General features: G+C 66.1%; 16 protein-coding genes and 2 rRNA genes. All 18 read left to right on the top strand.

Annotated elements, in window-relative coordinates:
• Window positions 1-70 precede the first annotated feature (70 nt).
• Window positions 71-3175 (top strand): 23S ribosomal RNA (locus ACLFA2_RS02210).
• A 108-nt stretch (window positions 3176-3283) separates the two neighbouring features.
• A 5S ribosomal RNA gene (rrf, locus tag ACLFA2_RS02205) occupies window positions 3284-3400 on the top strand.
• A 165-nt stretch (window positions 3401-3565) separates the two neighbouring features.
• Entirely contained in the window at window positions 3566-4573 is a 1008-nt protein-coding gene (locus tag ACLFA2_RS02200; RefSeq protein ID WP_426621954.1) for a hypothetical protein, read from the top strand.
• A gap of 38 nt (window positions 4574-4611) precedes the next feature.
• On the top strand, window positions 4612-5370 hold the full coding sequence (locus ACLFA2_RS02195) for a hypothetical protein (RefSeq protein ID WP_401064955.1): 759 nt from the start codon (window positions 4612-4614) through the stop codon (window positions 5368-5370).
• Complete coding sequence (locus ACLFA2_RS02190) at window positions 5370-6407, top strand: HAD-IIA family hydrolase (RefSeq protein WP_426621953.1); 1038 nt, start codon at window positions 5370-5372, stop codon at window positions 6405-6407. The genes ACLFA2_RS02195 and ACLFA2_RS02190 overlap by 1 nt, the downstream gene beginning before the upstream one ends.
• A 52-nt stretch (window positions 6408-6459) precedes the next feature.
• On the top strand, window positions 6460-6636 hold the full coding sequence (locus tag ACLFA2_RS02185) for a hypothetical protein (protein WP_168436332.1): 177 nt from the start codon (window positions 6460-6462) through the stop codon (window positions 6634-6636).
• Window positions 6633-7430 carry a TlyA family RNA methyltransferase gene (locus ACLFA2_RS02180; RefSeq protein ID WP_136023622.1) on the top strand — a complete coding sequence of 266 codons (798 nt, stop codon included), beginning with the start codon at window positions 6633-6635 and terminating at the stop codon, window positions 7428-7430. The genes ACLFA2_RS02185 and ACLFA2_RS02180 overlap by 4 nt, the downstream gene beginning before the upstream one ends.
• A complete protein-coding gene (locus ACLFA2_RS02175; RefSeq protein WP_136023621.1) occupies window positions 7427-8347 on the top strand; it encodes an NAD kinase in 921 nt (306 codons plus the stop codon). The genes ACLFA2_RS02180 and ACLFA2_RS02175 overlap by 4 nt, the downstream gene beginning before the upstream one ends.
• A gap of 30 nt (window positions 8348-8377) precedes the next feature.
• On the top strand, window positions 8378-10069 hold the full coding sequence (gene recN / locus ACLFA2_RS02170; RefSeq protein ID WP_021201741.1) for a DNA repair protein RecN: 1692 nt from the start codon (window positions 8378-8380) through the stop codon (window positions 10067-10069).
• Window positions 10070-10086: 17 nt separating this feature from the next.
• Window positions 10087-11781: a CTP synthase gene (locus ACLFA2_RS02165; RefSeq protein ID WP_167253783.1), complete on the top strand. Its 1695-nt coding sequence runs from the start codon at window positions 10087-10089 to the stop codon at window positions 11779-11781.
• Between the two features lie 19 nt (window positions 11782-11800).
• Window positions 11801-12382, top strand: a complete 582-nt coding sequence (locus ACLFA2_RS02160; RefSeq protein ID WP_426622456.1) for an NUDIX domain-containing protein — start codon at window positions 11801-11803, stop codon at window positions 12380-12382.
• A 2-nt stretch (window positions 12383-12384) separates the two neighbouring features.
• Entirely contained in the window at window positions 12385-13287 is a 903-nt protein-coding gene (gene xerD, locus ACLFA2_RS02155) for a site-specific tyrosine recombinase XerD (protein WP_315073947.1), read from the top strand.
• Between the two features lie 153 nt (window positions 13288-13440).
• Window positions 13441-14274: a ParA family protein gene (locus ACLFA2_RS02150; protein WP_168441067.1), complete on the top strand. Its 834-nt coding sequence runs from the start codon at window positions 13441-13443 to the stop codon at window positions 14272-14274.
• Window positions 14258-15115 carry a segregation and condensation protein A gene (locus tag ACLFA2_RS02145; RefSeq protein ID WP_021199275.1) on the top strand — a complete coding sequence of 286 codons (858 nt, stop codon included), beginning with the start codon at window positions 14258-14260 and terminating at the stop codon, window positions 15113-15115. The genes ACLFA2_RS02150 and ACLFA2_RS02145 overlap by 17 nt, the downstream gene beginning before the upstream one ends.
• On the top strand, window positions 15105-15773 hold the full coding sequence (scpB, locus tag ACLFA2_RS02140) for an SMC-Scp complex subunit ScpB (protein ID WP_243844743.1): 669 nt from the start codon (window positions 15105-15107) through the stop codon (window positions 15771-15773). The genes ACLFA2_RS02145 and scpB overlap by 11 nt, the downstream gene beginning before the upstream one ends.
• Window positions 15770-16576, top strand: a complete 807-nt coding sequence (locus tag ACLFA2_RS02135; RefSeq protein WP_021199277.1) for a pseudouridine synthase — start codon at window positions 15770-15772, stop codon at window positions 16574-16576. The genes scpB and ACLFA2_RS02135 overlap by 4 nt, the downstream gene beginning before the upstream one ends.
• Complete coding sequence (locus ACLFA2_RS02130; RefSeq protein ID WP_426621952.1) at window positions 16573-17706, top strand: prephenate dehydrogenase; 1134 nt, start codon at window positions 16573-16575, stop codon at window positions 17704-17706. The genes ACLFA2_RS02135 and ACLFA2_RS02130 overlap by 4 nt, the downstream gene beginning before the upstream one ends.
• Window positions 17699-18418 (top strand): (d)CMP kinase, encoded by a 720-nt coding sequence (gene cmk / locus ACLFA2_RS02125; protein WP_426621951.1) that lies wholly within the window; start codon window positions 17699-17701, stop codon window positions 18416-18418. Before ACLFA2_RS02130 ends, cmk begins: the two co-directional genes overlap by 8 nt.
• Window positions 18419-18440: the final 22 nt, after the last annotated feature.

The following is an 18440-nucleotide window of genomic DNA, read 5'->3' as shown; positions in this document are numbered from 1 at the left end:
CTTAAAGATCATTAGTCAATTTCAGATTCCATCTTCGGATGGGTCGAGTTTTTGATTCAAACTCATGTGATTTCAAGTCTTTAAGAGCAAACGGTGGATGCCTTGGCATCTGGAGCCGAAGAAGGACGTAGCAATCTGCGATAAGCCTCGGGGAACTGATAAGCAAGTTTTGATCCGAGGGTGTCCGAATGGGGAAACCCCGCTGGGCGGCGTGCCGACCTAGTGACTCCCGCCTGAATATATAGGGCGGGTAGAGGGAACGTGGGGAAGTGAAACATCTCAGTACCCACAGGAAGAGAAAGCAACCGCGATTCCGTTAGTAGTGGCGAGCGAAACCGGAACAGGCTAAACCTAGCGTGTGTGATAGCCGGCAGGCGTTGCACGTTGGGGGTTGTGGGACTTTTCAGTCATCTCTGCCGAGGTGGCGGCGTTACAAGAAGGTATAGACGAACGGTCTTGAAAGGCCGGTCATAGAGGGTGCCAACCCCGTAGTCGAAATGCCTCTCTTGGCGCGAAGAGTATCCCAAGTAGCACGGGGCCCGTGAAATCCCGTGTGAATCTGTCAGGACCACCTGATAAGCCTAAATACTCCCAGATGACCGATAGCGGACAAGTACCGTGAGGGAAAGGTGAAAAGTACCCCGGGAGGGGAGTGAAATAGTACCTGAAACCGTTTGCTTACAAACCGTTGGAGCCTCCTTAGTAGGGGTGACAGCGTGCCTTTTGAAGAATGAGCCTGCGAGTTAGCGATATGTGGCGAGGTTAACCCGTGTGGGGTAGCCGTAGCGAAAGCGAGTCTGAATAGGGCGATTCAGTCGCATGTCCTAGACCCGAAGCGAAGTGATCTATCCATGGCCAGGTTGAAGCGACGGTAAGACGTCGTGGAGGACCGAACCCACTTAGGTTGAAAACTGAGGGGATGAGCTGTGGATAGGGGTGAAAGGCCAATCAAACTTCGTGATAGCTGGTTCTCTCCGAAATGCATTTAGGTGCAGCGTTGCGTGTTTCTTGCCGGAGGTAGAGCTACTGGATGGCCGATGGGCCCTACAAGGTTACTGACGTCAGCCAAACTCCGAATGCCGGTAAGTGAGAGCGCAGCAGTGAGACTGTGGGGGATAAGCTTCATAGTCGAGAGGGAAACAACCCAGACCACCAACTAAGGTCCCAAAGCGCGTGCTAAGTGGGAAAGGATGTGGAGTTGCCTTGACAACCAGGAGGTTGGCTTAGAAGCAGCCACCCTTGAAAGAGTGCGTAATAGCTCACTGGTCAAGTGATTCCGCGCCGACAATGTAACGGGGCTCAAGCACGCCACCGAAGTTGTGGCATTGACATTATTGGTAGGCCTTCGTGGTCCAGCCGTGTTGATGGGTAGGAGAGCGTCGTGTGGCCAGCGAAGCGGCGGTGTAAACCAGCCGTGGAGGCTACACGAGTGAGAATGCAGGCATGAGTAGCGAATGACGTGTGAGAAACACGTCCTCCGAAAGACCAAGGGTTCCAGGGTCAAGCTAATCTTCCCTGGGTAAGTCGGGACCTAAGGCGAGGCCGACAGGCGTAGTCGATGGACAACGGGTTGATATTCCCGTACCGGCGAAGAACCGCCCAAGCTAATCCAGTAGTGCTAAGTGTCTGAATCCCAGTGACTGATCCCTTCGGGGTGACGCTCTGGGCCTAGCGCACGACCCCATTCTGGTGCGGTTAGCGTATTAACAGGTGTGACGCAGGAAGGTAGCCCAAGCCAGGCGATGGTTGTCCTGGTGCAAGTGCGTAGGCCGAGTCGTAGGCAAATCCGCGATTCACATAGGCTGAGACACGATGCGGATAAAAAGTGGGTGATCCTATGCTGCCAAGAAAAGCATCGACGCGAGGTTCTAGCCGCCCGTACCCCAAACCGACTCAGGTGGTCAGGTAGAGAATACCAAGGAGATCGAGAGAATCGTGGTTAAGGAACTCGGCAAAATGCCCCCGTAACTTCGGGAGAAGGGGGGCCTTCGGCGTATAGGGATTTACTCCCGAAAGCGTTTGGAGGCCGCAGAGACTAGTGGGTAGCGACTGTTTACTAAAAACACAGGTCCGTGCCAAGTCGCAAGACGATGTATACGGACTGACGCCTGCCCGGTGCTGGAAGGTTAAGAGGACCGGTTAGCCGCAAGGCGAAGCTGAGAATTTAAGCCCCAGTAAACGGCGGTGGTAACTATAACCATCCTAAGGTAGCGAAATTCCTTGTCGGGTAAGTTCCGACCTGCACGAATGGCGTAACGACTTCCCAACTGTCTCAACCGCGAACTCGGCGAAATTGCATTACGAGTAAAGATGCTCGTTACGCGCAGCAGGACGGAAAGACCCCGTGACCTTTACTACAGCTTGGTATTGGTGTTCGGTGTGGCTTGTGTAGGATAGGTGGGAGACTTTGAAGCATGGACGCTAGTTCGTGTGGAGTCATTGTTGAAATACCACTCTGGTCACTCTGGATATCTAACTTCGAACCGTAATCCGGTTCAGGGACAGTGCCTGGTGGGTAGTTTAACTGGGGCGGTTGCCTCCCAAAAAGTAACGGAGGCGCCCAAAGGTTCCCTCAACCTGGTTGGCAATCAGGTGTCGAGTGTAAGTGCACAAGGGAGCTTGACTGTGAGACTGACAGGTCGAGCAGGGACGAAAGTCGGGACTAGTGATCCGGCAGTGGCTTGTGGAAGCGCTGTCGCTCAACGGATAAAAGGTACCTCGGGGATAACAGGCTGATCTTGCCCAAGAGTCCATATCGACGGCATGGTTTGGCACCTCGATGTCGGCTCGTCGCATCCTGGGGCTGGAGTAGGTCCCAAGGGTTGGGCTGTTCGCCCATTAAAGCGGTACGCGAGCTGGGTTTAGAACGTCGTGAGACAGTTCGGTCCCTATCCGCTGCGCGCGTAGGAAATTTGAGAGGATCTGACCCTAGTACGAGAGGACCGGGTTGGACGAACCTCTGGTGTGTCAGTTGTTCCGCCAGGAGCACCGCTGATTAGCTACGTTCGGGATGGATAACCGCTGAAAGCATCTAAGCGGGAAGCCGGCCTCAAGATGAGATTTCCATACCTTCGGGTGAGAGGCTCCCAGCCAGACTACTGGGTTGATAGGCCAGATGTGGAAGTGCAGTAATGCATGCAGCTGACTGGTACTAATAAGCCGATGACTTGATAACACACCGTTTGTTGGTGCTACGCGTCCACTGAGTGGTTCTCGATGTACGGTCGAGAACCGCATAACAACAATGACTTTGTTATGTGTTTGATTGAAACATCAATAGTGTTTCGGCGGCCATAGCGTGAGGGAAACGCCCGGTTACATTCCGAACCCGGAAGCTAAGCCTCACAGCGCCGATGGTACTGCAGGGGGGACCCTGTGGGAGAGTAGGACACCGCCGGACTCCTTTTAGACAAAATGGCCACCCATCGTTGGGTGGCCATTTTGCGTTTACACGAAAAAACAGGGAGCATCATGCCAGAAGAGGAAGAGCGCCGTCCGCGTCGCAACGACGACGGTGGATCGCGCGGGCACCGCGCTTCTGGCGGACGCCCCAGTAACAGCCGTGATGGTGGTGCCCCGCGTCGTGAGGGCGGGTACAACCGTGACGGTGGCGCCCCGCGTCGCGAGGGCGGGTACAACCGTGATGGCGCATCTCCCCGTCGTGAGGGCGGTTACAACCGTGATGGTGGCGCTCCGCGCCGTGACGGTGCTGCTCCCCGTCGTGAAGGTGGCGGCTACACCCGTGATGGTGGTGCTCCGCGTCGTGAGGGCGGGTACAACCGTGACGGTGGCGCTCCGCGTCGCGAGGGCGGGTACAACCGTGATGGCGCAGCTCCCCGTCGTGAGGGCGGTTACAACCGTGATGGTGGCGCTCCGCGCCGTGACGGCGCAGCTCCCCGTCGTGAAGGTGGCGGGTATAACCGTGATGGTGGTGCCCCGCGTCGTGAGGGCGGGTACAACCGTGATGGTGGTGCCCCGCGTCGTGAGGGCGGGTACAACCGTGATGGTGGTGCCCCGCGTCGTGAGGGCGGGTACAACCGTGATGGTGGTGCCCCGCGTCGTGAGGGCGGGTACAACCGTGATGGTGGTGCCCCGCGTCGTGAGGGCGGGTACAACCGTGATGGTGGTGCCCCGCGTCGTGAGGGCGGGTACAACCGTGATGGTGGTCCCCCGCGTCGCGAGGGCGGGTACAACCGTGATGGTGGTGCCCCGCGTCGCGAGGGCGGGTACAACCGTGATGGTGGTGCCCCGCGTCGCGAGGGCGGGTACAACCGTGATGGTGGCGCTCCGCGTCGTGAGGGTGGCGGGTATAACCGTGACGGGGGTGCCCCGCGCCGTGACGGCGCAGCTCCCCGTCGTGAAGGTGGCGGCTACAACCGTGACGGTGGCGCCCCGCTTCGCGAAGGCGGCGACCGCGATCGTTCACGTTCATTCCCGCAGCGCGGGGGAGCGGGGCGAGAGCGTCCGGCTCAGGCGACGAACGAGCGTCCGCGGTTCGATGAGCCGCAGATCCCCGACGACGTCACGGCTCGCGACCTCAACGGCGCAGCGCGCAACGAGCTCAAGACGCTGAGCAAGGAGAACGCCGAACACGTCGCCCGTCACCTGGCGATGGCCTCTCGTCTCATCGACGAGGACCCGGCGCTCGCCCACGAGCACGCGCTGGCCGCATCGCGCCGCGCTGGACGCATCGCGATCGTCCGTGAGACCCTCGGCATCACCGCCTACGCCACGGAAGACTTCGCCCTGGCGCTCCGCGAACTGCGGACCTACCGTCGTATCTCCGGCAAGGACGATCAGATCGCTCTGATGGTCGACAGCGAGCGCGGAATCGGTCGCTCCGATCGTGCGCTCGAGACCGGACGCGCCGTCGATCGTTCTGCGCTCGAGACTCCGGTCCGGGTCGCGCTTGCGATCGCGATGTCCGGTGCCCGTCTCGACCAGGGCGATCTCGAACTCGCACTCGGCGAGCTGGAGATCCCGGAGCTCGATCCCGATCGGGCCTTCGAATGGAGCCCGGCGCTGTTCGCCGCCCGCGCTGCCGTGCTCGAAGACCTCGGGCGCACCGAGGAGGCGGAGTTCTGGGCGCACCGCGCCGAAGTCGCCGCTGAGGCGCTAGGGGTCGATGAGGCCGGCGACGAGGAGATCTTCATCGAAGACAGCCTCATCGAGGGAGAGTTCCCCGACGAGGATGACGATGATTCCGCGGCGGATACGCCCCTGGAGGCAGATGACGCGGATCGGGAAGAGCCAGCGTCCGATGCGCCTGCCGACGTCGACGAAGCCGCGCTCGTCGCTGAGGAACCGACCGTCGAAGACGAGGTGCGCGAGCTCCTCGGCGAGGACGACGAGTCGGAACCGGAGGCGTAGTGGCGCTGTTCTCTCGGAAGCGATCGCCTCGCACTCCGCTTGACGGAGTCGATACGGTTCTCGCCGACCTCGACGGTGTGGTGTACGCCGGCCCCGGGGCCCTGCCCTACGCGGTGGACAGCCTCAACGAGGCGGCGAAGTCGGCTCGACTCGGCTACATCACGAACAACGCGGCACGCACGGATGCCTCGGTCGCAGCGCACCTGAGCAGTCTCGGGCTGCGCGTCCAGGCATCCGACGTGGTCACGAGTCCGCAGGCGGCGATGAGGCTGATGGCTCAGATCGTGCCCGCCCCGGCAACGATCCTGGTCATCGGCGGTGACGGCCTCGTCGACGAGGTGCAGAAAGCCGGGTACACAGTCACACGGAGCGCGGAGGATGCGCCGAGCGCCGTCGTGCAGGGGTTCGCTCCGGAGGTCGCGTGGACGGATCTCGCTGAGGCGGCCTTCGCTCTCAAGCTTCCCGAGGACGAAGGCGGCATCCCGTGGATCGCCACCAACACCGACTGGACGATCCCCCGTGAGCGGGGAGTGGCGCCCGGCAATGGGACGCTCGTGTCCGCCGTGCACACGGCGATCGGCAGGCTCGCCACCGTCGCGGGGAAGCCGGAGGAGCCGATCTTCCAGGAGGCCCTTGCACGCTTCGGAGCGAAGAAGGCCCTCTTCATCGGGGACCGTCTCGACACCGACATCATGGGGGCGAGCAGGGTCGGCATCGACTCTGCCCTGGTGCTCACCGGCATCGACCGACCGAAGCATGTGCTGGCCGCCCCGGAGGGCTCGCGTCCCACCTACATCCTCGGCGACCTGCGCGAACTGCATGCCCCGTATCCCGAGGTGACCGAGCACGACGGCGTCTTCCGCGTGAACGGCGCGGCGGTGCGGGTTTCGGGCGCCGACGTCGAGATCGTGGCGGATTCCGGTGAGCAGATCGACCTGCTGCGCGCGGGAGCCGCCGCCATCTGGGCATCCGGCACCCCCGTGTTCGTGCTGAGGGTTCCGGAGCGCCTCTACGACGACCCGTTCCACCGTCCCTGACGGTGCTCGCGTGGCGCCCTTCCGCGTCGGACGGGCCGCGTACAGTAGAACCGTGAGCGATGAGACGACGAGCGCGCCGACCGATGGCCTGTGGAGTCGACTGCGCCTGATCGAGGGGCAGCCGCTCCCGGCGAGGGCCGATGCGTATTCGGCCCTCCACGACGAGCTCTCCCGCCGCCTCGAGAGCGGCGCGAAGCTCGAGCAGCGGGAGACCTCGGGATCCCGATGACGCGACTCGACGCTGCCCTCGCCGCCCGAGGACTCGCCCGTTCGCGCACCCACGCGGCCACTCTCATCTCGGAGGGCCTCGTCAGCGTCGACGGGCGACCTGTCGTGAAGGCCTCCACTGCGGTCGACGATGCGGCGGAGATCACCATCGCCGGTGCAGACCACTACGTCGGACGTGCCGCGCACAAGCTCATCGCGGGCCTCGACGGCTTCGCGATACCGGTCGAGGGGCGGCTGGCACTCGACATGGGCGCATCCACCGGCGGCTTCACCCAGGTGCTCCGTGAGCGGGGAGCACGTGAGGTGCTCGCGGTCGACGTCGGGCATGGACAACTCGCCGCGTCGATCGCCGCCGATCCCGGAGTCGTCTCCGTCGAGGGCTACAACGTCCGATACATGACACGGGAGAATCTCGCCGAGGCGACGGGCGAGGTCGCAGCCCCCGATCTGGTCGTGGGTGACCTCTCGTTCATCTCTCTCGAACTCGTGTTGCCGGCCGTCGCCGCGGTGGTCGCATCGGAGTCCGACGTCCTGCTTCTCGTGAAGCCGCAGTTCGAGGTCGGACGCACCGCCGTCCGTGGGGGACTGGTCACCGACCCCGCAACACGCGCCGACGCCGTGGCGCGCACCGTGTGGAGCGCGTGGGACGTGGGGTTCGGAATGCTCGGCATCCTTCCCTCCCCGATCCTCGGAACCCACGGCAACGCCGAGTATCTCGTGCACCTCGCACCGGGTCGAGGCAGCAATCCGACAGAATGGCTGGACAGCATCAACCGACTGGCAGGAGGACGATGAACGAGCGCAGCATCCTGGTCGTCGCTCACGCGGGCCGTGTGGACACCGTCGACGCCGCTCGGCGGGTGGTCGACGCGCTTCGGGAGGCCGGAGCGCGACCGGTCCTGGCCGCCGACGATCACGAGGCCCTCGTGGCCGTGGATCCTTTCTTCGCCGACATCGCCGTACTCGGCATCTCCGTCGATCCGGCCGACCTCGAACTGGCGATCGTGCTGGGTGGGGATGGGACGATTCTGCGCGCAGCGGAACTCGTACGCGACAGCGGGGCTCCGGTGCTCGGCATCAACATGGGGCATGTCGGCTTCCTCGCGGAGATCGACCGAGACGACATGGACAAAGCCGTACGTCGCGTGATCGACCGCGACTACGAGGTCGAGGAACGGCTCGCCCTGTCCGTGCGTGTGAAGGATGTCGACGGCACGGTCGTCTATGAGACGTGGGCCCTCAACGAGGCCACGGTCGAGAAGGCCAGTCGTGAGCGGATGATCGAGATCGTTCTCGAGATCGACGGCCGGCCGTTGTCGAGTTTCGGATGCGACGGCATGGTGATCTCCACCCCGACCGGCTCGACGGCCTACAACTTCTCCGCCGGGGGACCGGTGATCTGGCCGAGTGTCGAGGCGATCGCGGTGGTGCCGCTGTCGGCGCATGCCCTGTTCGCCAAGCCGCTCGTGGTGAGCCCCGATGCCTCGGTGGCGATCGAGATGCTCGAACGCACGGACGGCTCGGGCATCCTCTGGTGCGATGGCCGCCGCTCGCACGACCTGCCGCCGGGCGCACGCGTGGTGGTGCGCCGCTCTTCGCGTCCCGTGCGGCTGGCTCGCCTGCACCCCACGGCATTCACCGACCGACTCGTGCGCAAGTTCCAGCTTCCCGTCGAAGGGTGGCGCGGACAGGCGCCGGGGGCGACGTCATGATCGAGGAGACGTCATGATCGAGGAGACGTCATGATCGAGGAGATGCGGATGCAGGGGCTCGGCGTCATCGCCGATGCCGTGCTGCCGCTGGGTCCCGGATTCACCGCCATCACCGGCGAGACCGGCGCCGGAAAGACCATGGTCGTCACCGGGCTCGGACTGCTGCTGGGCCAGCGTGCCGACTCCGGAGCCGTGCGTGCGGGCGCGGCGCAGGCATCGGTCGCGGGCGTCTGGATCGTCCCCGAGAGCGGAACCGTCGCCGAGATCGTCGCCGAGGCCGGTGGCGAGCTGGAGCCTGTCGGTGCTGGCAGCGCGGAACTCTACGTGTCTCGCACGCTCAGTTCGGAAGGGCGCAGCCGTGCCAGTGTCGGTGGGCGCGCGGCCCCCGCGGGTGTGCTCTCCTCGCTCGCGGACGAGCTCGTGGTCGTGCACGGCCAGTCCGAGCAGCTGCGACTGCGTTCGGCCGTCGCGCAGCGTGATGCGCTCGATCGTTTCGGTGGGGCCCCGATCGCTGAGGCCGTGGACGAATACGCCCGGGCCTTCGCACGCTGGCGGACACTCGACGCCGAGATATCCGAGATCACCGAGAACCGTGAACGTCGCGCTGAAGAGGCGTCGCGGCTGCGAGAAGCCCTCGCGCTGATCGAGGCGACGGCTCCGGAGCCGGGGGAGGACCAGGAGCTCACCGCGCGTGCCGAGCGTCTCGCGAACGCCGAGGAGCTGCGTCTCGCGGCCTCGCTCGCGCACGGCGCGCTCTCGAGCGAAGAGGGCGAACCTGATGCCTCGGCTCTCGTCGCGGAGGCGCGTCGAGTACTCGAACGCGCTGCCGACGTGAAGTTGACCGAGATCAGCGAGAGCCTCGCCGACATCGGCTATCGGATCGCCGACACCGCAGGCCTTCTCTCCGCCTATCTCGCCGATCTCGACGAGACGGGTCCGCACGAGCTCGCCGCTGTCGAGGAACGCCGCGCTGCGCTGGGCACCCTGATCCGTGCACACGGCTCGCTCGACGAGGCGCTGACCGTCTGGCAGACCGGATCTGCTCGGTTGGCCGAACTCGATGACGACGGCGATCGGATCGAACGACTGATCGCCGAGCGTGATGCGGCACGGGTCGAACTCGACGCCCACGCCGAGGCGCTGACGGCGGCGCGCGCTGAGGCGGCTTCTCGTCTCGGTGCTGCCGTGACGGAAGAACTGCGTGCGCTCGCGATGCCGGACGCGCGCCTCGAGGTCTCGGTCTCCGAGGGCGCCGAGAGCGCCCACGGCCGGGACGACGTCGCGATCCTCCTCGCCCCCCATCCGGGAGCCGAGCCGCGCTCGGTCTCGAAGGGAGCCTCCGGCGGAGAGCTGTCGCGAGTGATGCTGGCGATCGAAGTGGTGATCGCCGCGACCGATCCGGTTCCGACGTTCGTCTTCGACGAGGTCGACGCCGGCATCGGCGGAGCCGCGGCGATCGAGGTCGGTCGGCGACTCGCCCGACTCGCCGAGAAGTCGCAGGTGATCGCGGTGACGCACCTCGCGCAGGTCGCGGCCTTCGCGAACAACCATCTGTCGGTCGTGAAGGCCAATGATGGTGCGGTCACGGCCTCCAGCGTGCGCCGTCTGGAAGGGGAGGAACGGGAAGCCGAGATGGCTCGTCTGCTGTCAGGACTCGCCGATTCCGACGCCGCCCTGACCCACGCCCGCGAACTTCTCAGCCTCCGCGTCCCCACCTCCTGATAGGATCGAAGCCCGTGATGAACTCTTCTTCTGCGGGACCCAAGAACGACACGACCAAGCACATCTTCGTGACTGGTGGTGTCGTTTCGTCTTTGGGCAAGGGGCTGACGGCAGCCAGCCTCGGAAACCTCCTCACGGCCCGCGGTCTGCGCGTCGTGATGCAGAAGCTCGACCCGTACCTGAACGTCGATCCGGGAACGATGAACCCGTTCCAGCACGGTGAGGTGTTCGTGACGGACGACGGCGCCGAGACCGATCTCGACATCGGACACTACGAGCGCTTCCTCGACATCAACCTGTCCGAGGCCGCCAACGTCACCACGGGTCAGATCTACTCGCAGGTGATCGCGCGAGAGCGCCGCGGCGAGTACCTCGGAGACACGGTCCAGGTGATCCCGCACATCACCGACGAGATCAAGCGCCGCATGCGCCTGCAGGCCTCGGAAGACCCGCGCCCCGACGTGATCATCACCGAGGTGGGCGGCACTGTCGGCGACATCGAGTCGCAGCCGTTCCTCGAGTCCGCGCGCCAGCTTCGTCACGAGCTCGGACGCGACAGCGTGTTCTTCGTGCACGTATCGCTCGTCCCGTTCATGGGCGCGTCGGGGGAGCAGAAGACCAAGCCGACGCAGCACTCCGTCGCGGCGCTCCGCCAGGTCGGCATCCAGCCCGATGCCCTGGTGCTCCGCAGCGACCGTCCGGTCAGCGTGAGCAACCGCAACAAGATCGCTCTCATGTGCGACGTCGACGTCGAAGGCGTCATCAACACCGTCGACCTGCCGAGCATCTACGACATCCCCTCGACGCTGAACGAGCAGGGGCTCGACTCGTACATCGTGCGACGGCTGGGCCTGGACCAGAAGGCGGACGACGTCGACTGGACCCGCTGGAACAAGGTGCTGCACGCGGTGCACAACCCCAAGCACGAGGTGACGATCGGTCTGGTCGGCAAGTACATCGACCTGCCCGACGCGTACCTCTCGGTGACCGAGGCGCTCAAAGCCGGCGGTTTCGCGCAGGAGACCAAGGTCAACATCCGCTGGATCCCCTCCGATCTCTGCGAGACGCCGGAAGGCGCGCAGGAGCAGCTGGCACAGCTCGACGGTATCTGCGTGCCCGGCGGCTTCGGCATCCGTGGCATCGAGGGCAAGCTTGGCGCGCTGAAGTTCGCGCGCGAGCAGGGCATCCCGACGCTCGGCCTGTGCCTCGGTCTGCAGTGCATGGTCATCGAGTACGCGCGTGACGTCGCCGGCATCGTCGGGGCCTCGTCCAGCGAGTTCGACCCGGAGACCGCAGAACCGGTCATCGCGACGATGGCCGAGCAGGTCGACATCCTCGACGGTGGCGACCTCGGCGGCACCATGCGCCTCGGTCTGTACCAGGCGGCCCTGGCGGAAGGCTCGCTCGCCCGTGAGCTCTACGGCGCCCCCGAGGCCTCCGAGCGTCACCGCCACCGCTACGAGGTGAACAACGCCTACCGTGACCGTCTTTCCGAGGCGGGGCTGGTGTTCTCCGGACTCAACCCGGAGCTCGACCTCGTCGAGTACGTCGAGCTGCCCCGCGACGTGCACCCGTACTACATCGCCACCCAGGCGCACCCGGAACTGCGTTCGCGTCCGACCGCCCCGCACCCGCTGTTCCGCGGGCTGGTGGGCGCGGCGATCGATCGGCACCGCGCGAGCGAGCTGTTCGACGTCAGCGCGGACGACTGAATCGAGCAATCGAGCGATGATGACGGAGTCGACGGAGAGCCTCCGGGACGAGACCTTCGAGCCGGAGGTTCTCGAGAGCAACCTCGTCTATCGCGGCAGGGTCTGGGACGTGCGCTCTGACCGCGTGCGCTATGGCGACGGCGAGATCGTGCGGCAGTACGTCGCCCACACCGGCGCGGTGGCGATCGTCGCCCTCGACGAACAGGGGCGGGTGCTGCTGATCCAGCAGTACCGCCACCCGATCCGCCATCGTGATTGGGAGCTCCCGGCCGGACTGCTCGATGTGGAGGGCGAAGAGCCTCTCGAGGCCGCCCGGCGTGAGCTCGCCGAGGAGGCCGACCTGGTCGCCGTCCACTGGGAGCCACTGGTCTCCTCGTGGACGACGCCCGGTGGGAACGACGAGATCATCCACGTGTTCCTCGCGACCGGCGTCCGACCGTCCGGTGCGCCGCACGATCGCGAGGACGAGGAAGCGGATATCCGGGTGGAGTGGGTGTCGCTGGCCGATGCGGTCTCTGCGGTCATGGAGGGTCGGATGCGCAATGGGATCCTCGCGATCGGCGTGCTGGCGGCCTCGCAGAGGTTGCGCGACCGGGGCTGAGGATGCAGCTCGAGCGCGCCCTCGACGCCTACCTGCGTCATGTCACGATCGAGCGTGGTCTGAGCGCGCACACGATCGCGGCCTACCGGCGCGACCTCGAGGGATACCGGGAGTGGTTGGTCGCCGAGGGGATCGACGACACCGGCGAGGTGACGCCGGCGACGATCGACCGATTCATCGCGCAACGGGCCTCCGCGGAGCCGCCACCCGCGTCGACGAGCCTCGCACGCTTGCAGTCGTCGGTGCGGGGATGGCACCGCTTCCTCGCACGAGAGGGCATAGAGGCCGACGACCCGAGTGGTCGGCTCCGCCCGCCGAAGGCGCCGCGACGGCTGCCCAAAGCCCTCACGATCGAACAGGTCGAGCGTCTGCTCGCCGCGCCGTCTCCCGAAGCGCCGCTCGGCATCCGTGATCGCGCTCTGCTCGAGCTTCTCTATGCGACCGGTGCGCGCGTGTCCGAGGCGATCGACCTCGATGTGGACGACCTGGCGCACGGCGATGTGCTGCGGCTGCGGGGGAAGGGATCCAAGGAACGCATCGTGCCGCTGGGTTCCTACGCGCGCGCCGCCGTGGACACGTATCTGACCCGTGTGCGCCCCGCCCTCGCCGCCAAGGGTCGCGCCTCGGCCCGGCTCTTCCTCGGGGCGCGAGGCGCCCCGCTCTCCCGCCAGAGCGCGTGGCTCGTCATCCGCGCGGCAGCCGAGAGCGCCCAGATCACCGTGGACGTATCGCCGCACACGCTGCGGCACTCGTTCGCGACGCATCTCCTGCAAGGGGGTGCCGACGTGCGTGTCGTGCAGGAACTGCTCGGACACTCCTCGGTCGCGACGACGCAGATCTACACGCACGTCTCGGTCGACGCCCTTCGCGACATCTACGCGACGTCGCACCCGCGCGCCCGGTGACCTCGCAGCGCCGGCCTGGCGTCTGCCGCGTGCCGAGGCAGCTGAGCGGGGGCCCGGCCGGTACAATCGACCAAGCACGACGGAGCAGGAGAACGGGTGGCTGAGAAAGTGGCGAAGTCCAGGGCGAAGGCGCAGAAGGCCGACGAGACCCCCATGGGACCCACCGGCCGCCCCTATCACGGGTTCCCGATCCCGGAGCCGCTGAAGTCGCACGGCCCGGCGCGCATCATCGCGCTGTGCAACCAGAAGGGCGGCGTCGGCAAGACGACGACCTCGATCAACCTCGCCGCTTCCCTCGCGGAGTACGGCCGGAAGGTCCTCGCCGTCGACTTCGACCCGCAGGGTGCCCTGTCGGCCGGCCTCGGCATCCCGACGCACGATGTGCCGACGATCTACGACCTGCTGCTGGACACCAAGCGCGACGCGCACGATGCGATCGTGCACTCGAGCGTCGAGGGTCTCGACGTCATGCCGGCCAATATCGACCTCTCTGCCGCAGAGGTCCACCTCGTCAACGAGGTCGCGCGCGAGACGATCCTCGCACGTGTCCTGCGCCAGGTGGCGGGGGAGTACGACGTCATTCTCATCGACTGCCAGCCGTCCCTCGGCATCCTCACCGTGAACGCGCTGACCGCGGCGCACGGCGTGATCATCCCCCTCGAGTGCGAGTTCTTCGCCCTGCGCGGTGTGGCGCTGCTGATCGAGACGATCGACAAGGTCCGCGACCGGCTGAACCCGTCGATCACGATGGACGGCCTGTTGGCGACGATGTACGACCCGCGCACGCTGCACTCCCGCGAAGTTCTGGAGCGGGTCGTCGAGGCATTCGGCGACGATGTGCTGGAGACCGTGATCGGCCGCACCGTGAAGTTCCCCGACGCGTCGGTCTCGGGCGTGCCCATCACCGAGTTCGCCCCCGAGCACGCCGCCGCTCAGGCGTACCTGCGGCTGGCGCGGGAGCTGGTCGCCCGTGGCGCCGTCGCCTAGCGAGGGGCCTGTCGACGCAACGCTCGAGGAGAGCGCGGGCGATGCCGCGGCCACAGACACGGCAGGCTTCCGGGTGTCCCTGTCGAACTTCGACGGCCCCTTCGACCTGCTGCTGAATCTCATCTCGAAACATGAGATGGACATCACCGAGGTGTCGTTGAGCGCGGTCACGAACGAATTCATCGCGTATCTGGGGGAACTCGACGACGATGAGGACCTCGACCAGGCCTCCGAGTTCCTGGTCGTGGCCGCGACCCTGCTCGACATGAAGGTGGCGGGACTCCTGCCGCAGGGCGAGCTGGTGGATGCCGAGGCGGTGGCCCTTCTCGAGGCGCGTGACCTGCTGTTCGCCCGCCTGCTGCAGTACCGGGCCTTCAAGGAGGTCTCGACGTGGTTCGCTCGCTGTCTGCAGCGCGAGGATCGTCGACACGTCCGTGCCGTTCCCCTCGAGGAGAAGCACCGGCGGCAGACTCCGGAGCTCGTCTGGTCGCTGAGCGCCGACGACTTCGCCGCGCTCGCGCTGCTGGCGTTCGCACCCAAGGAGATCCCGCACGTCGGACTCGACCATCTGCACGCACCGCTGGTCAGCATCCGTGAGCAGGCGGCGATCGTCGTGACACTGCTGCGTGGGACCGAGTCGGTGAGCTTCCGTGAGCTCGTCGCGGGCGTCACGGAGCCGGGCATCGTCGTCGCGCGCTTCATCTCGGTGCTGGAGCTCTATAGGCACGCGGCGCTGTCCTTCGAACAATTGGAACCGCTCGGCGAGCTGACGCTCCGCTGGGCCGCCGACTCCTGGTCGGACGAGACGCTGGCGACCCTGGGAGCCGATTATGACCGATGACGTGACGGAGACCGACGCTGTGATGGAGACCGACGACGCGGAGGGGTCCGACCCCACGGGGTCGGAGGATCAGACCTCGGACCCTGCCGGGACGGCACCCGAGATTCCCCTCGCCGAGCGGGTCGAAGCGATCCTCTTCATCGTGGATGAGCCGATCGGCCTCGTCGCGTTGGCTGCCGCCGTCGGGTCGCCGGTGCCAGCGGTACGTCAGACGCTCGAGATGCTCGTCGAGGACTACGACGGGCGGGGCACGGGACCACGGCGCGGCTTCGAGCTGCGCGAGGTGGGGGGCGGGTGGCGACTGTACGTCCGCGAAGATCTCGATGCCATGGTGGCCGAGTTCGTCGGAGGGCAGGCCCCGGCGCGACTGTCGCAGGCCGCGCTCGAGACATTGGCGGTCATCGCCTACAAGCAGCCGGTGACGCGCAGCCAGGTCGCGTCCATCCGCGCGGTGAACGTCGATTCCGTCGTGCGCACGCTGCTCGCCCGCGGGCTGATCACGGAGCTGTTCGCGGATTCCGAGACCGGCGCGATCAACTACGGCACGTCCGACGCGCTTCTGCAGCACCTGGGCATCAACTCGCTCGACGAGCTGCCCCCGATCTCCCCGCTGCTCGATGACGGTGCAGACGGCTTCGACGAAGGGACCATCCGATGACAGGCTTCGACGCCTCGACAGACTCCGAGGCCGCGCCCGAGGGCGTGCGCTTGCAGAAGGTGCTCGCCGCGGCAGGCGTGGCCTCCCGCCGCGTGGTGGAGCAGTACATCGCCGAGGGCCGCATCCGCGTCAACGGCATCGTCGTGTCCGAGCAGGGGCGACGGATCGACCCCGAGCGCGACCTCGTCGACGTGGACGGTACCGCGATCCAGCTCGACGTCTCCAAGCGCTACGTCATGCTCAACAAGCCGACCGGCGTGGTGAGCAGCATGAAGGACGAGAGCGGCCGCCCCGACCTGCGTCGCTTCACCGAGAAGTACGAGGAGCGCCTCTACAACGTCGGCCGCCTCGATGCCGAGACGAGCGGTCTGCTGATCCTCACGAACGACGGCGCGCTCGCCCACGTGCTGGCCCACCCGTCTTTCGGCGTGACGAAGGTGTACATCGCGAAGGTCGAGGGCACAGTGCTGCCGCAGACGATCTCGAAGCTGACGAAGGGCATCGAGCTGGAGGACGGACCGATCGCCGCCGACAAGGCACGGCTGTTGGACACCTCCCGCGAGGAGAGCCTGGTCGAGCTGACGCTGCACTCCGGTCGCAACCGCATCGTGCGACGCATGCTCGCGGCGGTGGGCCACCCCGTCACCGAACTGGTCCGCCGGCAGTTCGGTCCGCTCCACCTGGGAACCCTCCCGGCCGGGAAGACGCGGGAACTGAGTAAAATCGAACTCGGCGCGCTTTTGACCCTGTCGCGCCGTGATTCCGGTGTCGCCGAGGCGCCAGGCGAGCAGGAGAACGAATGACCGATACGACGAGTGCGCCCACGGGGCGGAGAGCGGGCGTCGCGCCGCGCCTCTCCGGTACCGTCCGCATCGTCGGCGCCGGACTCCTCGGCGCGAGCATCGGCCACGCCCTCCGCGCGAAGGGGGTAGATGTCGTCCTGACCGATGCCTCGCCCGCCCAACTGCGTCTCGCCGTCGACTACGGCGCCGGAAGGATCTCGAACGAGGACGATCAGCCGTCCCTGGTCGTTGTCGCGGTGCCGCCGGATGTCACTGCCGACGTGATCCAGGCCGAACTCGAACGGTTCCCAGAGGCCGTCGTCACCGACGTCGCGAGCGTGAAGCTCGAGCCTTTCCGTGCACTCCAGGCGCGCGGTGTCGACCTCACCCGCTACATCGGCTCTCACCCGCTCGCCGGTCGTGAGCGCGGGGGCGCGATCTCAGCGCGTGCCGACCTCTTCATCGGGCGCCCCTGGGTGGTGTGCCGTGATGAGGAGACGCGAGCCTCCGACCTCGCCCTCGTCGAGGCCCTCGCGCTCGACGTCGGAGCGACGCCCCTCGAGATGACTCCGGAGGAGCACGATCGTTCGGTCGCGCTGACCTCGCACGTGCCCCAGGTGGTCGCGAGCCTGCTCGCCGGTCGCCTCGCCGAAGCGGAAGAGGGGGCGCTCCGCCTTGCGGGCCAGGGCGTCCGCGACACCACACGCATCGCGGCATCCGCCCCCGAGCTCTGGGTGCAGATCCTCGGGGCGAACGCGGCACCCGTGGTCGAGATCCTCGATGCGCTGGCCTCCGACCTCGGCGAGATCTCCGATGCCCTGCGTGAGCCGAGCGCTCCGGGCGCCCGCCGCATCGTCGCCGAGACAATCCGGCAAGGAAACGACGGCGTCGAACGGCTCCCCGGCAAGCACGGACAGAATCAGCGTTTCGAAACCCTCGTCGTGATGGTCGACGACACCGCGGGTCAGCTCGGCCGGCTGTTCGGAGAGCTCGGCGAGCTCGGTGTGAACGTCGAGGACCTCCGCCTCGAGCATTCGCCCGGCGCGCAGTTCGGCCTCGCCGAGATCAGCGTCGATCCCGCGGCGCTGCATGGCGCGATCACCGGGCTGCAGGAACGTGGATGGCGCATCGCTGGGAGCACGAATGACTGATATCTCGACCTCTGCTGCGGACGCTTCGGTGACCGACGCGCACAAGTTCATCGCGATCGACGGGCCGGCCGGATCGGGCAAGTCCAGCGTTTCGAAGGCCGTCGCCCGCGCACTCGGTTTCGGCTACCTCGACACCGGCTCCGCCTACCGCGCACTCGCCTGGCATGTGCTCGATCGGGGCGCCGACACCGAAGACCCTGAGGCCGTGCGCGCTGCGGCGGCAGACTTCCCTCTGACGCTGGGGCTCGACCCCGACGAGCGGACGGTGCTCGTCGGCGACGTCGAGGTCACCGAGGCCATCCGAGACCCGAGGGTCTCCGGCGCGGTGAGCGGCGTGGCGCGCGTGCCCGAGGTTCGCGCGCAGGTCAACGAGCTGTTCCGCCGTCTGGTGTCGGATTCGTCGTACCCCGCCGTCGTGGTGGAGGGCCGTGACATCACGACCGTGGTCGCCCCCGACGCTCCGGTGCGGATCCTTCTCACCGCAGCTCCCGAGGTACGGGCTGCACGACGTGCCGGTGAACTCGCCGGCGAGAACGCGGCTGCTGTCGCCGCGGCGCTGCACAAGCGTGACGCCTCAGACAGCGCCGTCGTCGACTTCCTGAACGCCGCAGAAGGCGTCGAGGTCGTCGATTCGACGGAACTCGATTTCCCCCAGACCATCGACGCCGTCCTCACGGTGATCGAACGAATCCAAGGAGCACACCGTGGCTGACGACGAATACGAAGGCGGCCCC

The organism is Microbacterium sp. As-52, assembly GCF_049949185.1.
GTDB classification, from domain to species: domain Bacteria; phylum Actinomycetota; class Actinomycetes; order Actinomycetales; family Microbacteriaceae; genus Microbacterium; species Microbacterium maritypicum_A.
Note: the sequence above shows the minus strand (reverse complement) of the source record. Positions and strands in the feature narration are given on the sequence as shown.

What these genes read in the sequence shown, in the direction of transcription:
- ACLFA2_RS02200 (WP_426621954.1), top strand. Translation starts at nt 3,566, where the DNA reads ATGGTGGTGCCCCGCGTCGTGAGGGCGGGTACAACCGTGACGGTGGCG.
- ACLFA2_RS02195 (WP_401064955.1), top strand. Translation starts at nt 4,612, where the DNA reads ATGGCCTCTCGTCTCATCGACGAGGACCCGGCGCTCGCCCACGAGCAC.
- ACLFA2_RS02180 (WP_136023622.1), top strand. Translation starts at nt 6,633, where the DNA reads ATGACGCGACTCGACGCTGCCCTCGCCGCCCGAGGACTCGCCCGTTCG.
- ACLFA2_RS02175 (WP_136023621.1), top strand. Translation starts at nt 7,427, where the DNA reads ATGAACGAGCGCAGCATCCTGGTCGTCGCTCACGCGGGCCGTGTGGAC.
- recN (WP_021201741.1), top strand. Translation starts at nt 8,378, where the DNA reads ATGATCGAGGAGATGCGGATGCAGGGGCTCGGCGTCATCGCCGATGCC.
- ACLFA2_RS02165 (WP_167253783.1), top strand. Translation starts at nt 10,087, where the DNA reads ATGAACTCTTCTTCTGCGGGACCCAAGAACGACACGACCAAGCACATC.
- ACLFA2_RS02160 (WP_426622456.1), top strand. Translation starts at nt 11,801, where the DNA reads ATGACGGAGTCGACGGAGAGCCTCCGGGACGAGACCTTCGAGCCGGAG.
- xerD (WP_315073947.1), top strand. Translation starts at nt 12,385, where the DNA reads ATGCAGCTCGAGCGCGCCCTCGACGCCTACCTGCGTCATGTCACGATC.
- ACLFA2_RS02150 (WP_168441067.1), top strand. Translation starts at nt 13,441, where the DNA reads ATGGGACCCACCGGCCGCCCCTATCACGGGTTCCCGATCCCGGAGCCG.
- scpB (WP_243844743.1), top strand. Translation starts at nt 15,105, where the DNA reads ATGACCGATGACGTGACGGAGACCGACGCTGTGATGGAGACCGACGAC.
- ACLFA2_RS02135 (WP_021199277.1), top strand. Translation starts at nt 15,770, where the DNA reads ATGACAGGCTTCGACGCCTCGACAGACTCCGAGGCCGCGCCCGAGGGC.
- ACLFA2_RS02130 (WP_426621952.1), top strand. Translation starts at nt 16,573, where the DNA reads ATGACCGATACGACGAGTGCGCCCACGGGGCGGAGAGCGGGCGTCGCG.
- cmk (WP_426621951.1), top strand. Translation starts at nt 17,699, where the DNA reads ATGACTGATATCTCGACCTCTGCTGCGGACGCTTCGGTGACCGACGCG.